Below are 14,255 nucleotides of genomic sequence, written 5' to 3' on the forward strand. Positions count from 1 at the left end.
AGCCGGTCAGTGGCGGCCGGTGACGGGCGCGTCGCGGCGCGTCATCAGCGCCACCGCGATCTCCAGCAGGCCGACGAGCAGGTGCGGCCACCAGATGATCCCGGCGAAGCCGAACAGCCACGGCGACACCGCCAGCAGCACGCCGCCCGCGATGTCGACGGCGAGGTGGGCCTTGAGCGGGATCAGCTTGGCGACGCTGAGCTCGTAGCGGGTGACCAGGCTCATGCCGATGATCGCCACGCCGAGCAGCTGGGGCAGCCATTGCTCCACCCCGCCGGTGGCGAAGCCGAACAGGTAGGGCGCGACGAGCAGCAGCGCGCCGGTGACGTAGTCGATGATGCCGTGGGTTCTGGTATCGATCATGGGACAGCTCCGTGAAGACGTTACCTGCGGACAAGACACGGCGCCTTCGCTTGTTCCCGGGGGCATCATTTGTTTCAGCGCGATACTTCCTGCAACGGCGCGGGGTGGGCGGCGGTGGAGGCCTCCGGCGGGGATATTTGCAGGACAGAGAGGGGGGCGGAGCGCCCGGAGGCGGTGGTGGGGGCTTGTGTCGGGGGGCGCAGGCGGCATTGTCGGCGGCCAGAAGAGGAGGCTGCCGTGACACCTGACGATCCCCGCCCGTTCCTGGAAGAGCTGTTCCGCATCGCGGTGGCCGAGGCCGACCCGATGCGCGTGGTGCCGCGCGCGCTGCCGCCGCGCCCGGAGGGGCGGGTCGTGGTGATCGGCGCGGGCAAGGCGAGCGCGCGCATGGCCGAGGCGGTGGAGGCGGCGTGGGGGCCGTGCGAGGGGCTGGTGATCACCCGCTACGGCTACGCCCGGCCCTGCGCGGGGATCGAGATCGTCGAGGCCGCGCACCCGGTGCCGGACGCCGCCGGGGTGGCGGCGACGGAGCGGCTGCTGGCGCTGGTCGCGGGGCTGGGGCCGGACGACCTGGTGCTGGCGCTGATCTCGGGAGGCGGCTCGGCGCTGCTCTGCGCCCCCGCGCCGGGGTTGACGCTCGACGACAAGATGGCGGTGAACGCGGCGCTGCTCGCCTCGGGCGCGCCGATCGGCGAGATGAACGTGGTGCGCAAGCATCTCAGCCGGGTGAAGGGCGGCCAGCTCGCCGCCGCCTGCCACCCGGCCCGGCTGGTGAGCCTGCTGATCTCGGACGTGCCGGGCGACGATCCGGCCGAGATCGCCTCCGGCCCCACCGTCGGCGAGGAGAGCACGCCGGAAGACGCCCGCGCGGTGCTGGCGCGGCACGGGATCGCGCTGCCGGCAAAGGTGCGGGCGGTGCTGGAGGGCGGCTCCTCGGTCGTCGCGCCGGGCGATCCGCGGCTGGCGGGGGCGCTGACGGAGATCGTCGCCGCGCCGTCGGCCTCGCTCGAGGCCGCCGCCGAAGCCGCGCGGGCGGCGGGGTGCGAGGTGCGGGTGCTGGGCGACGCGCTCGAGGGCGAGGCGCGCGACCTCGCGGTGCTGCAGGCCCGCGACGCGCTGGCGCTGCGCGACGAGGCGGCCCGGGTCGGGCGGCCGATCCTGCTGCTGTCGGGCGGCGAGTGCACCGTGACCCGGCGCGGCGACGGCATCGGCGGGCCGAACGCGGAGTTCGTGCTCGCGGCGGCGGTCGAGCTCGACGGCGCGGCGGGCGCGCATGTGCTCGCCTGCGACACCGACGGCGTCGACGGGGCAGCGGAGGTGGCGGGCGCGGTGGCGGGGCCGGGCACGCTGGCGAAGGCGCGGGCGACGGGGCTGGACGCCGCCGCCGCGCTCGCGGCGAACGACGCGCACAGCTTCTTCGCGGCGCTCGGCGCACAGGTCGTCACCGGGCCGACGTTGACAAATGTCAACGACTTCCGGGCGATCCTGATCCTGCCGGGTACTTGACTGACGGTCACCTGAGCGCCATCTTCCTGTCAGCTGACGGAGAGGCCGCACATGGCACAGCCCAGCCCCCTGCCCGACGCCGCCCGCATCGCGGGGGTGCTCGGACTCCCGCCCTCGGTGGCCGACCAGGTGCAGCTCGCGGGGCGGGTCGCGGCCGGGTTGCCGGCGGGGAGCGCGGAGCGGTTGCGGCGGGCGCTGCGGCCGGAGACGTTCTTCCGGATCATCCCCGAGGCCACCTACCGGCGGGTGCGGCGGCAGGACCGGGCGATGTCGCGCGAGACGTCGGAGAAGCTCTACGAGTTCGCCCGCCTCTACGCCCGCCTCTCCCGCATCTACGGCGGCGACGAGGCGCGCATCGCCCGCTTCCTCGAGACGCCGCACGCGATGCTCGGCGGCGAGACGCCACTGGCGCTGGCGACGTCGAGCTCGGCGGGGGCCGACGCGGTGCTGGCGCTGCTCGACGCCGCCGACGCGGGGTTCGCCGCCTGAGATGACCCACCGCCGCCTGCCCGACGGGCTGACCGCCTGGCGGATCGGCGACCCGGAGGGCCGGTTTGAGATCTGGAGCGACGGCGGTGCGCGGCTGGCCGGGGGGCGCTGGCACCTGGCGGGCGACCCGGTGATCTACGCCAGCGCGAGCTACGCGACGGCGATGCTGGAGAAGCTCGCGCATTTCCAGGGGCTGCTGCCGACGGGCCAGCACTTCATCGAGATCGCGGTGCCCGCCGGGACGGCCTACGAGGTGTTCGCCGAGCACCAGGCGCCGGACTGGCGCGCGCCCGGCAGCCCCGGCGCCGCCGCCTTCGGGCACCGCTGGGCGCAGGAGGGGCGCTCGGCGCTGCTGCTGGTGCCGAGCGCGATCGCGCCGATGGAGCGCAACGTGCTGTTCAACACCGCGCACCCCGACTTCGCCGCGATCCGGCCCGGCCTCGAGACGCCGGTCTGGTGGGACAGCCGCCTGTTCGGCGGCTGATCCCTTACTCGGCGGCCGTGGCTTCGGCCGGATGGGCGAAGCGGGCGCGGGTCTCGGCGCGGATCTCGCTGGAGAAGCCGGGGGCCGAGGGCGCCATGTAGGCGCCGTCGCGCACGATGCAGGGGTCGGTGAAGTGCTCGTGGAGATGGTCGACGAACTCGATCACCCGGCCCTCGCGGGTGCCGGCCACGGCGACGTAGTCGATCATGCTGAGGTGCTGCACGTACTCGCACAGGCCGACGCCGCCGGCGTGGGGCCACACCGGCAGGCCGGCCTTGGCGGCCATGAGCTGCACCGCGAGCACCTCGTTGAGCCCGCCGAGACGGCAGGAATCGATCTGCACCACGTCGATGGCGCCGGCGGCGATGAATTGCTTGAACATCACCCGGTTCTGGCACATCTCGCCCGTCGCCACCTTGATCGGCGCGACCGCCTCGCGGATCGCCTTGTGGCCGAGCACGTCGTCGGGGCTGGTCGGCTCCTCGATGAACCAGGGCCGCGCGAAGGCGAGCCGCTTCACCCAGTCGACGGCCTGCGGCACTTCCCAGACTTGGTTGGCGTCGATCATCAGCGTGATGTCCTCGCCCAGCTCCTCGCGGGCGATGGTCAGGCGGCGGATGTCGTCGTCGAGGTCGCGGCCGACCTTCATCTTGACGTGGCCGAAGCCCGCCGCCCGGGCCTCGCGGCAGAGCCGCCGCAGCTTGTCGTCGGGGTAGCCGAGCCAGCCGGCGGAGGTCGTGTAGCAGGGGTAGCCCTCGGCCTCGAGCGTGGCGATGCGGTCGGCCTTGCCCGGGGCGGCCTCCTGCAGCAGCTCAAGCGCCTCGGCGCGGTCGAGGTAGTCGCCCATGTAGCGGAAGTCGGGGATGGCGACGAGTTCCTCGGGGCTCATCTCGCCGACCAGCCGCCAGACCGGCTTGCCGGCCTCGCGGGCGAGCAGGTCCCAGATGGCGTTGACGACGGCCCCGGCGGCGAGGTGGATCACGCCCTTCTCGGGGCCGACCCAGCGCAGCTGGCTGTCGCCGGTGATCGCGCGCCAGAACCCGGCCGGATCGGCGCGCAGATCGTCGGTGTCGCGCCCGACCACGGCCCCGCGCAGCGCCTCGATGGCGGCCACGCAGAGCTCGTTGCCGCGCCCGATGGTGAAGGTGAGCCCGTGCCCCTCGTGGCCGCCGTCCGTCTCCAGCCGCAGGTAGGCGGCGGAGTAGACCGGGTCCGGGTTCATCGCGTCCGACCCGTCCAGCCCGCCCTCGGAGGGAAAGCGCAGATCCCAGGTGGTCAGGCCGGTGATGCGGCTCATTTGTCGGCCACCACGTCCTGGCGCTGCTGGCCGAGCCCCTCGATGCCGAGTTCGACGACCTCGCCGGGCTTGAGGTAGCGCTGCGGCTTCATGCCGAGCCCGACGCCGGGAGGCGTGCCGGTGGAGATGACGTCGCCTGGGTGGAGCGTCATGAACTGGCTGAGGTAGTGGACCAGGTGGGCGACGCCGTAGACCATCGTCTCGGTCGAGCCGTTCTGCATCGTCTCGCCGTTCACCGTCAGCCACATCTTGAGCTTCTGCGGGTCGGCGACCTCGTCCTTGGTCACGAGCCAGGGGCCGATCTGGCCGAAGTTGTCGCAGCTCTTGCCCTTGGTCCACTGGCCCGCCCGCTCGGCCTGGAAGGCGCGCTCGGAGACGTCGTTGGTGATCGCGTAGCCGGCGACGTGGTCCATCGCGTCGGCCTCGGAGACGTACTTGGCCTTCTTGCCGATGATGACGGCGAGCTCGACTTCCCAGTCGGTCTTCTCGGAGCCGCGCGGGATGACGATGGGGTCGTTGGGGCCGCAGATCGCGGAGGTGGCCTTCATGAAGATCACCGGCTCGGGCGGCACGTCCATGCCGCTCTCGGCGGCGTGGTCGGCGTAGTTGAGGCCGATGCAGATGAACTTGCCCGTCCCGGCGATCGGCGGGCCGAGGCGCGGATCGCCCTCGACCCTGGGCAGCGCCGAGACGTCGGCCTCGGCGATGCGCGCGAGGCCCTCGGGGTGGAGCACCTCGCCGGCGAGATCGGGCACGAGGCCCGAGAGGTCGCGGATGGTGCCGTCGGCGTCGAGGATGCCGGGCTTTTCGGCGCCCGGCTCGCCGTAGCGAAGCAGTTTCATGTGGTTGGTCCCTTCAGATCGTCCAGCCGCCGTCGATGCAGACGGCCTGTCCTGTCGTGTAAGTCGCGCCCGCGAGGTAGACCGCGAGATCGGCGATCTCCTCGGCCTCGCCGATCCGGCCCATGGGCTGGCGGGCGATGAAGTCGGCGCGGGCCTTGTCGTAGTCGCCCGTCGCCGCGAGCCGCTCGTCGAGCGACGGGCTCTGGACGGTGCCCGGGCAGATGGCGTTGCAGCGGATGCCCCGGGTGACGTAGTCGGCCGCGACCGACTTGGTCAGCCCGAGCACGGCGGCCTTGGAGGCGGTGTAGACGAAGCGGTTGGGCACGCCCTTCACGCTGCTGGCGACCGAGCTCATGTTGATGATCGCCCCCCTGCCCCGCTCGAGCATCCCCGGCAGCACGCCGCGGATGGTGCGGATCATCGCCTTGACGTTGAGATCGATGGCGAAGTCGAGATCGCTCATCGGCGCGTCGAGGATGGTGCCGCCATGGACGACGCCGGCGCAGTTGAACAGGATGTCGACCGCCCCCGCCTGCCCGCAGAAGTCGGCGACGGCGGCATCGTCGAGCACGTCGAGCCGGTGCGTCTCGCAGCCCTCGAGCCCGGACAGCGCGTCCTCGTTGATATCGGTGGCGATGACCCGCGCGCCGGCGTCGCGGAAGGCGAGCGCGGAGGCGCGGCCGATCCCCTGCGCGGCGGCGGTGATGAGGACGGTCTGTCCGGTGAGGTCGCTCATGTGCTCTCGCCCGTCGTTATTGCTTCACTTGTAAAGATGGGGTTTATATAGAAATTGCACGGCGGTGCTGTCAACGACCTTTCTCGGGTCGCGCGCTGCCGCCGCCGACGAACGAGCCCGCCGGGAGGGACAGATGACCGACACCACCGACCGCTACCGCGCCCCGGCGCTGGACAAGGGGCTCGACATCCTCGAGCTGCTCTCGGGCATCGAGGGCGGGCTGACCCAGGCCGAGATTGCCAAGCACCTGGGGCGCAGCCCCAACGAGTTCTACAGGATGCTCGACCGGCTGTCGCGCCGCGGCTACGTCGCCCGCGTCGATGGCGACCGCTACGCGCTGACGCTGAAGTTGTTCGGCCTCGCCCAGGCCCACGCCCCCACCCGCCGCCTCGCCTCGCTCGCCACGCCGCTGATGCGCGAGCTCGCGTTCAAGGCGCTGCAGGCCAACCAGCTCGTCGTGTTCGACCGGGGCAAGGCCGTGGTCATCGCCCAGCAGGAGGCGCCGGGCTACTGGGGCATCTCGATCCGTGTCGGCTCGCATCTCGAGTTGCTCACCACCGGCTCGGGCAACGTGCTGCTCGCCTTCGCCAGCCCCGAGCGCCGCCAGAGGATGCTCGCCGAGAGCCGCGAGGCGGGGGCCGACGTGCCGGCCCTGACGCCCGAGATGGAGGCCCAGCTCGAGCAGATCCGCGCGCGCGGCCACGAGGCGAAGCCCTCGGCGCAGACCGTCGGCGTGACCAACCTCTCCGCCCCCGTCCTCGCGCCCAACGGCGAGGCGATGGCGGCGCTGACGATCCCCTACATCTCCCTGCGCGAGCCGTCCGACGCGCCCGACCTCGACACCGCCACCGCCGCGCTGCTCGAAACGACCGCCGCGCTGTCGGCCTTCACCGGGCTCGGCGGCGAGGACGACGGCGAGGCCTGACCGGCCTCAGGCGACCAGCAGCCAGAAGGCCAGCAGCGGCGCCTCGCCCGAGCGCATGGCGTGGCGGATGCCGGGCGGGTTGTAGAAGGAGCCGCCCGGGCCGGGGGTGAACCAGTCGCCGCCGGCCTGCCAGAAGTCGCCCTCGGTCAGCACGAGGTAGGTCTCCTCGGGCGGGTGGTCGTGGTCGGGGTAGCGCGTGCCCGGCGCCAGCAGCGACGCGCCCAGCCACACGTCCGTCCGCCGCTCGCGCCCGCCCGGGCCGACGGCGAGGCAGTTGGCGTGGCCCTCGGCGAACCCCTCCGACGCGCCCTCCCCGCCCGGCCGGCCGCGCCACGTCAGCGACGGCTCCAGCCCGTCGAATGCGCTCACCAGCGGCGCCAGCCCGTCCTTCACCGCGCCGGGCGCGAGCAGGTCGGGCAGCAGCCGGTCGCAGACCGGAAGCCGTCCGGGCGGCTCCTCCGACATCTCGCCCGGCGTCGCGAGCCGCGCGAAGCCCGCCTCGATGGAGCGCCGCGAGCGGTCGTCGACGGCGTGGGTGCGAAAGGCCGTCTCGGCGGCGGCGAGGAAGCTCTGCAGCTCGGGGGAACGCTCTGTCATATGACCGACCGTGCTGCGGGACGGCGACGGGCGCAAGGGGGGCGTCACTCGGGGCGGCCGCTGAAGGCCATCATCGTGTCGATCGACTTGTCGTGGCGCTGCAGCGCCCGGCGCGCCTCCTGGTTGGCCCGCGTCGCCACCCGCTGCGCCCGCGCGAAGGCCCGCTTCGTCGCCCAGACCCCCACCGGCCCCGGCAGCCGCGACGCCCGCCCCGCCAGCGTCCGCCGCACCGGCGCGAGCAGCGCGTCGTCGGCCGACAGGATCTCCTCCGACGAGCCCGGCTGGCCCTGCCGCGCGGTGCGCCCGATCAGCTGGCGGTCGATGCGGGTGCTGTCGTGGCGCTCGGTCAGGATCACGTGCAGCCCGCCCGCCTCGAGCACCTCGGGGGCGACGGTGATGTGGGTGCCGCGCCCGGCCATGTTCGTCGCCACCGTGACCCGCCCCGGCGCGCCGGCGGCGGCGACGATGGCGGCCTCGTCGGCGTCCTGCAGCGCGTTGAGCACGCTGTGCGCCACCCCCCGCGCCTCGAGCGCGGCGGCGATCTCCTCCGACGCCGCGACGGTGCGGGTGCCGATCAGCACCGCCCGCCCCTGCCCGGCCAGCGCCTCGGCCCGGGCGGCGATGGCGGCGGCCTTGGCGGCGCCGTCGCGCAGGATGCGGGTGCCGCCGCGGCGCGCGCGCGAGGGCAGGCGCGGCGGCACCGACAGGGTGCCGAGCCCGTAGGTCGCCGCCAGCTCGCCCGCCACTTCGCGGGCGGTGCCGGTCATCCCCGCGAGCCGCCGGTAGCGGGCGAAGAAGCGCTGGTAGGTGAGCCGCGCGATGGTCAGCTTGCGGCTCGTGACCGTCACCTCCTCCTTGACCTCCACGAGCTGGTGGATGCCCCCCGACCAGCTGCGCTCGGGCATCAGGCGGCCGGTATATTCGTCGACGATGACGATCTCGCCGTCGCGGATCACGTACTGGTCGCCCAGCGTCAGGAAGCGGCGGGCGTGGACCGCGTTGCGCACGGCCTCCTCGCGGCGGATGCGGTTCTGCCACTCCGCCGCCAGCCCCTCGGCCAGCCCCTCCAGCCGCGCGCGGCCGCGCGGGGTGATCGTGGTGCGCCGCTCCCGCAGGTCGACCTTGTAGTCGCGCCCCTCCTCGAGCGCGTCGAGCAGCGCGAAGCTCTGGCGCGCGGTCGCCTCCTCGGCGGCGGCGTCGGTCTCCTGGCTGAGGATCAGCGGCGTGCGGGCCTCGTCGATCAGCACCGAGTCGGCCTCGTCGACGATGGCGAAGGCGAGCCCCGCCATGACCGGCGCCTCGCCCCCGGCGGCCGCGCCGCCCAGCCGGTCGAGCTTGAGCCGCAGCCGGTCGGGCGCGCCGCCCATCCGGACCCGGTCGCGCAGGTGGTCGAAGGCGAGCTCCTTGTTGGAGATGTAGACGATGTCGTGGCCGTAGAGCACCCGGCGCTCGGCGGGGGTGGTCTCGTGGACGATGCTGCCGTGGCGCAGCCCGAGCGCGTCGAACAGCGGCGCGAAGCTCTCGGCGTCGCGCGCACCGAGGTAGTCGTTGACCGTCACCACGTGGACCGGCTCGCCCCCGAGCGCGGCGGCGGCGGCCCCCATCGCGGCGACGAGGCTCTTGCCCTCGCCGGTCTCCATCTCGGCGAGGTGCCCGTCGAGCAGCGCCAGCGCGGCGAAGACCTGCACGTCGTAGGGAGTCATCCCGAGCGTGCGCCCGCACAGCTCGCGCACCAGCGCCACCGCGGCGAGGCGCGCGTCGGCCCGGCCCGCGCGGCGGCGCAGGGCGCGGCGCACGCGCAGGGTCTCGGCGGCGAGGCCGGCCTCGTCGAGCGCCGCCAGCGCGGGCGCGCGCCGGGCGCAGCGGCGGGTCAGGCGGTGATAGCGCCAGCGGCGCGGCCGGGTCAGACGCCGGCGCAGCGGCGCCAGCCACTCGGCCAGCGTCTCGTCGAGCCCCTGCAGCGGCGCGTCATGGCGCTCCGCGTAGGGCTCGTAGCGCGGCGGGACGCCCGCGCCGGCGGGCGCCCCGGCCCAGGGCGGCGCCTCAGCCGTCGACATCCTCGACGACGCCCTCTTGCGCCTCTGCCGCATCCGGCGTCGGCGCCTCGGCGGTCTTGCCGCCGCCCGAGCGCTCGGCCACGGAGGCGAAATGGCGCAGCGAGGCGAGGTGCAGGAAGGTGCATTCCAGCTCGTCGGTGCGCAGCATCTGCTCGACCACGTCCTGCCCGAGCGCCTTCAGCTTGTCGCGGTCGACCGTGCGGAAGCCGGTGAGCTTGCGCCGCTCGCCGCTGGGCAGGGTGAACTGCGCCTCCATCGGCCGCAGCAGGTCGTGCTCCACCAGCCGCTTGCAATATTGCTGGGAGCGATTGAACTTGAGCTGGTAGTCCTCGAGGAAGCGCAGCACGCTCTTGAGGTACTGGGTCTGGCTGCCGTCGCTGTCGAACAGCCGCTCGCCCCGGTCGTCCTTGTTGACGCCCGAATAGGCCTCGTCGACGTGCAGGATCAGCTGCCCCTCCGAGGTCTGGTGGCTGAACACGAACGGGTAGCGGCGGATGAACAGCGGCATGTACTTTGCCGTCCACTTGCCGTCGTCGTCGATGTAGGCGTTCTCCGAGCCCATGGCGCCGAGGATCACCGTCGGCACCACCGTGTCGCCCTCGCCGGCGAAGACGATCGGGAACTCGGCCCCCGCCTCGGCGAATTCCGCGGCCACCAGCGGCACGGAGTTGACCGACTTGGCGAAGCTGAAATCCCCGCCTGTCTTGACGCTGGTCTTGAGGTGCCGCTCGGAGCTGACGGGCGTCGGGTTCTGGTAGAACAGCAGTTGCGTGGTCATCGGTAAGTCCCCTCTGGAAAATAATATTACGCGAAATCCGTACTGGTCCCACCCGAACATGCGCCGGATCGGGCCGCAAATCGAGTCCGAAGAGCGCTACATGTCGAATTGATCCAGGAACACCTGCCGCAGCCGCCGGTAGAGCCGGCCGGCGAGCGAGGCGGGCTCGTGCACGAAGCGCACGTGGACCCGCTCGCCGATGGTCTCGAAGGCCGTGCCCGGCGCGACGCCCACCTCGAGGTGGAGCAGGTTGCCGAGCGCGCGCGCGCCGGAGGGCGAACTGGGATCGAGCACCACCCGGCCGCCGCCCTCGGTGGCGAGCGCGCGCGAGGGCAGCGTTCCCGACAGGGCCGGCACCTCGCGCACGATCCGCGCCGCCAGCACCTCCTCGGGGCGCGAGGCGAAGCGCAGCTCCATCCGCTTGGTCTCCTTGAGCACGAGGTCGGCGTCGCGCTCGGGTACCACGGCGCGCACCAGCGGATCGGTGAAGGTGGTGACGTAGCCCAGCGTCTCGCCCTGCCGCACGAACCGGCCGGCCAGATCGCGCGGCTGCGCCAGCACCACCTGCCCCGCCGCGCCCGCCCGCACCGTCAGCGCGTCGCGCCGCTCGAGGGCGAGGGCGAGGTCGGCCTCGGCGGCGGCGAGCTCCTCGCGGGCGATGCGCGCGGCGTTGGGATCGCGCGCGGCGGCGGTGGCGGCGCGCTCGCGCAGCTCGGCGGCCGTCGCCTCGAGCAGGGTCACGCGGGCGTCGAGCATCGGGTCTTCCAGCGTCAGCAGCACGTCGCCGGCCGCCACCTCCTGCCCCTGCTCGACGGCGAGGCCGGTCACGGTGCCGTCGGCGTCGGGCCGGATCGTCGCCGAGCCGGGCACCAGCGTCACCCCCTCGGCCAGAGTCGAGAACGGCACCGGCTGCACGAACAGCAGCCCCGCCACCACCGCCAGCGCCGCGCCCACCCGCGCCACCGCTTGCCCGCGCCGCCGGCGCAGCTGCGGCGCGGTCAGCACGAACCACAGGTGCTTGAGCATCGGCAGGACGAACATCAGGAACACCGTCCACATCGCCAGGATCACCCCGACGAAGAAGAACCGCGACGCCACCAGCAGCACGATCGCCGAGAAGATCACCAGCCGGTAGAGGAAGGCCGCGATGGCGTAGAAGGTGAACCACGCCGGCTCGCCGGGCGCGGTGGCCGGGTTCTTCGGCTCCTCGACGCCGAGCAGGTAGCGCTGCGCGAGGTAGCCGAGATACTGGTTCGCCCGCCGCCCGAGATTGGGGATCTCGATCAGGTCGGACAGGACGTAGTAGCCGTCGAAGCGCAGCAGCGGATTGCCGTTGAAGAACAGAGTCGAGACGCCGCCGATCAGGATCACGTTGAAGGCGAAGGCCCGCACCAGCCCCGACTCGGCCCCGTCCCACACCATCACCGCGATCGCCGCGAGCATCGCCTCGACCATGATCCCCGCCCCCGCCACGGCGGCGCGCTGCCACTTGGACTGGAACGACAGGCTGTCGGAGGCGTCGATGTAGGGCACGGGCATGAAGACGAGGAACATCAGCCCGATCTCGTGGACCTCGCCGCCCCAGCGCTTGATCATGTAGGCGTGGCCCAGCTCGTGCAGCGCCTTCACGACGGGGTAGGCGAGCAGCAGCAGCACGAGGCTCTCGGCGCTCAGCACCCGGTCGGCGATGCCGGTCGTCAGCCCCTCCCAGTTGACCACCGCGAGCGCGACGCCGTAGGCCACCACGGCGACCCACACCAGCAGCCCGAACCACGACAGCACCGGCCGCACCAGCGGCGCGGTCACCCGCAGGAAGCCCTCCGGGTCGAACATCGGCACCCGCACGGCGAGCGGGTTCATCAGGCTCATCACCCGCTTCTTGCGCCGCATCTTGCGGCCGCGCTCGGCCATTTCGTCGATGTCGGGGGGCAAGTCGCCCATCAGCACGTCGGCGCCGTGGAGCTGGCCGAGCAGCGAGATCACCTCGTTCTGGCTCAGCGCGTCCGACTCGAGCTCGGCGCAGGAGGTATCCCAGACCTCCTGCAGGGTGCGGCTGCCGTCGAACATCGACAGCACGAAGTAGCTCTCGGGCGTGAAGCGGTGGAAGCGGCCCGAGGTGCGGTCCTGCAGCACGTACCAGAGCTGGCCGCGATAGTGCGTGCGGAAGATGCGGGCGTGCTGGCGCAGGCGCGGGCGCAGCGCGGCGACGCGGTGCCACTGGTCGGAATGAAAGGAGCCGCCGGCCGCCATCGGCTCAGGGCTGCACGCGCCAGAGCGCGAGCCGCAGCCAGTCGGTGAAGCGGCGGGTCCAGACCTCGACCGCGAGGCGCTCGTCGACGCGGGTGCGCGCCGCGCCCTCCATTGCCGGCGAGACCCAGTCGGGCACCGTGTCGAGCGCCGCCTCGACGCGGAAGAAGTTGCGCCCGTCGCGGGCCTCGGCGATCGGCGTCAGCCGGGTCACGGCGTAGTCCAGCGTCTCGCCCGGTCGCGCCGACAGCCGCAGCGCCCCCTCCTGCCCCGGCTCCACCTGCGCGATGTCGCGCTCGTCGACCTCGAGCACCACCCGGTAGGCGTCGAGCGGCGCGATCTTGAACAGCTCCTGCCCCCGGTCGAGCGACGAGCCGACGCGCTGGCTGAGGTCGCCCTCGACGACGAACCCGTCGAACGGCGCGCGGATGCGGGTGCGGGCGAGCTGCTCCTCGATCAGCGCGAGCTGGCTGTCGACCTGCTCGATCTGGCGGCGCAGGATCGTCGCGGTGGCGAGCTCGCGGGTGGCGAGCGCCTCGTCGTACTCCGCCTCGCGCTGGCGGCGCGCGGTCTCGAGGCGCAGCTTCTCGAGCTGCAGGTCCTGGTCGTTGATCGTGGCGATGATCTCCCCGGCGGCGACCTCGTCGCCCGCCCGCGCCGACTCGGTGGCGAGGTAGCCGCTGAACGGCGCGACGACGGAGCGCTGCACCAGCCCCTCGATCCGCGCCGGCGAGCCGATGGCGAAGGTCGTGGTGACGGTCATGGCGAGGTAGACCAGCCCCGCGAGCACCAGCGTGGCGATCTTCAGCCCGGCATGGCGCGGCCCGAAGATCCGCCACAGGCCGCCGCCGATGGCGTGGACCACCTTGGTCAGGATCGAGCGGTCGTTGCGCCGCTTCTCCTCGAGGATCGGTCCGACCATCGCGGCGATGACGTCGACCAACTCGACCGTCTCGTCGGAGAAGCGGGTGCGCGCGCGCCGCTCCAGCGTGATCGCGCCGAGCATCCGGTCGTCGTCGCCGGCGGCGCTGCCGGCGGGCATCGGCACGGTCAGCACGCTGCCGGTGCGGTGGGCGAGCGCGAGGTCCTCGTGCATCCGCGTGACGCGGTAGTCCCAGCCTTCGGGCGGCGGGAAGTGGACGATGTCGTGCTGGTCGAGCGCCTCGTCCATCGCCAGCCCCATGTCGCGCACGAGGTTCATGCGGCGGCCGAAGTCGGCCGAGTGGCTCACCGCGCGCACCCGCACCCGCTTGCGGCGCAGGATGCCGACGGCGACGGGATCGCATTCCAGCTCGCGCGCGAGCTCGGTGGCGAGCCGGGTGCAGGCCTGCTCGAAGCGGCGCGCGCCGAGCACGATGGCGACGAAGTCGAGCGCCCGCATGGTCCGGTCGCGCAGCGCGGCGTCGCGGCCGCCCTGCTCGCGGCGCAGCAGGCTCTCGAGCCAGCCCAGCCCCCAGCGCAGCCGCCGCGTCGCCTCGGCCGCCGCGCCCGCGCTGCCCTGGAAGGCGAGCGCGACGCAGCCGTAGAGCGCGCCGTCGACGAGGACCGGCAGCGCCAGCAGATTCTCCGCGCCCCCGCCCGCCGATTGCAGCACCGTCTCGCGCCGCGCCAGCGCGTCCTCGGCGGCGCGCATCAGCGCCGGCGGCGCGGCGTCGTCGGCGGGCCAGGTGGCGGCGGGGGTGAAGGGGCCGGTCTCGGGCGCGCCGAGCACCGCGACGGCGGCGCGGGTGCCGGGCACCTGCCGGCATTGCAGCGCCAGCCAGGCGCGCACGTAGGCGACGGGGTCGGACGCGGCGCGGAAGGCGTTCCACAGCGACTGGTCGAGCAGCGCATAATCGACCCGCTCGGGCGGCTGCTCGACGTTCGCCGCCTCCCCCTGCCCCGCGGCGCGGCCGACGTTCAGGCTCGTCGGGTCCGCGCCGCTCATCGCGGCC

Annotated in this window: 13 protein-coding genes; 4 read left to right on the plus strand and 9 right to left on the minus strand. The window is 73.2% G+C overall.

What is annotated here, in order from left to right; translation table 11 throughout:
* Nucleotides 1–6: 6 nt before the first annotated feature.
* Nucleotides 7–363 carry an SPW repeat domain-containing protein gene (locus OG2516_RS17535; RefSeq protein ID WP_007256976.1) on the minus strand — a complete coding sequence of 119 codons (357 nt, stop codon included), beginning with the start codon at nucleotides 361–363 and terminating at the stop codon, nucleotides 7–9.
* 237 nt (nucleotides 364–600) lie between these two features.
* Here OG2516_RS17535 and OG2516_RS17540 point away from each other — a divergent pair, with 237 nt between their 5' ends.
* The 3 genes from OG2516_RS17540 to OG2516_RS17550 are packed head-to-tail and all read left to right on the plus strand — an operon-like array spanning nucleotide 601 to nucleotide 2,842.
* Entirely contained in the window at nucleotides 601–1,869 is a 1,269-nt protein-coding gene (locus tag OG2516_RS17540) for a glycerate kinase type-2 family protein (RefSeq protein WP_007256977.1), read from the plus strand.
* Between the two features lie 51 nt (nucleotides 1,870–1,920).
* Nucleotides 1,921–2,358, plus strand: coding sequence for an antitoxin Xre/MbcA/ParS toxin-binding domain-containing protein (locus OG2516_RS17545; protein WP_007256978.1), 438 nt, complete (start codon nucleotides 1,921–1,923; stop codon nucleotides 2,356–2,358).
* 1 nt (nucleotide 2,359) lies between these two features.
* The gene (locus OG2516_RS17550; RefSeq protein ID WP_007256979.1) at nucleotides 2,360–2,842 is read left to right on the plus strand and encodes an RES family NAD+ phosphorylase; all 483 of its coding nucleotides are present in this window, start codon (nucleotides 2,360–2,362) and stop codon (nucleotides 2,840–2,842) included.
* A gap of 4 nt (nucleotides 2,843–2,846) precedes the next feature.
* On the opposite strand, the gene OG2516_RS17555 is transcribed toward OG2516_RS17550, so the two are convergent.
* From OG2516_RS17555 to OG2516_RS17565, 3 genes are read right to left on the minus strand one after another with little or no spacing between them, the layout of a single operon-like run.
* Nucleotides 2,847–4,139 (minus strand): L-fuconate dehydratase, encoded by a 1,293-nt coding sequence (locus OG2516_RS17555; protein ID WP_007256980.1) that lies wholly within the window; start codon nucleotides 4,137–4,139, stop codon nucleotides 2,847–2,849.
* Nucleotides 4,136–4,981 (minus strand): fumarylacetoacetate hydrolase family protein, encoded by an 846-nt coding sequence (locus tag OG2516_RS17560; RefSeq protein ID WP_007256981.1) that lies wholly within the window; start codon nucleotides 4,979–4,981, stop codon nucleotides 4,136–4,138. Before OG2516_RS17560 ends, OG2516_RS17555 begins: the two co-directional genes overlap by 4 nt.
* A gap of 13 nt (nucleotides 4,982–4,994) precedes the next feature.
* Complete coding sequence (locus OG2516_RS17565; protein WP_007256982.1) at nucleotides 4,995–5,717, minus strand: SDR family oxidoreductase; 723 nt, start codon at nucleotides 5,715–5,717, stop codon at nucleotides 4,995–4,997.
* Between the two features lie 133 nt (nucleotides 5,718–5,850).
* Here OG2516_RS17565 and OG2516_RS17570 point away from each other — a divergent pair, with 133 nt between their 5' ends.
* The gene (locus tag OG2516_RS17570) at nucleotides 5,851–6,642 is read left to right on the plus strand and encodes an IclR family transcriptional regulator (protein ID WP_007256983.1); all 792 of its coding nucleotides are present in this window, start codon (nucleotides 5,851–5,853) and stop codon (nucleotides 6,640–6,642) included.
* 6 nt (nucleotides 6,643–6,648) lie between these two features.
* Here OG2516_RS17570 and OG2516_RS17575 read toward each other — a convergent pair whose 3' ends face one another.
* From OG2516_RS17575 to OG2516_RS17595, 5 genes are all read right to left on the minus strand, one after another.
* Complete coding sequence (locus OG2516_RS17575) at nucleotides 6,649–7,239, minus strand: dimethylsulfonioproprionate lyase family protein (RefSeq protein ID WP_007256984.1); 591 nt, start codon at nucleotides 7,237–7,239, stop codon at nucleotides 6,649–6,651.
* Nucleotides 7,240–7,283: 44 nt separating this feature from the next.
* On the minus strand, nucleotides 7,284–9,296 hold the full coding sequence (locus OG2516_RS17580; protein ID WP_007256985.1) for a preprotein translocase subunit SecA: 2,013 nt from the start codon (nucleotides 9,294–9,296) through the stop codon (nucleotides 7,284–7,286).
* Nucleotides 9,283–10,074, minus strand: coding sequence for a SapC family protein (locus OG2516_RS17585; protein WP_007256986.1), 792 nt, complete (start codon nucleotides 10,072–10,074; stop codon nucleotides 9,283–9,285). The genes OG2516_RS17580 and OG2516_RS17585 overlap by 14 nt, the downstream gene beginning before the upstream one ends.
* A 96-nt stretch (nucleotides 10,075–10,170) precedes the next feature.
* Entirely contained in the window at nucleotides 10,171–12,324 is a 2,154-nt protein-coding gene (locus OG2516_RS17590; RefSeq protein ID WP_007256987.1) for a biotin/lipoyl-binding protein, read from the minus strand.
* Between the two features lie 4 nt (nucleotides 12,325–12,328).
* Entirely contained in the window at nucleotides 12,329–14,248 is a 1,920-nt protein-coding gene (locus tag OG2516_RS17595; protein WP_007256988.1) for an efflux RND transporter periplasmic adaptor subunit, read from the minus strand.
* Nucleotides 14,249–14,255: the final 7 nt, after the last annotated feature.

Origin of the sequence: Oceanicola granulosus HTCC2516 (assembly GCF_000153305.1) — a bacterium.
Classification (GTDB): Bacteria; Pseudomonadota; Alphaproteobacteria; order Rhodobacterales; family Rhodobacteraceae; genus Oceanicola; species Oceanicola granulosus.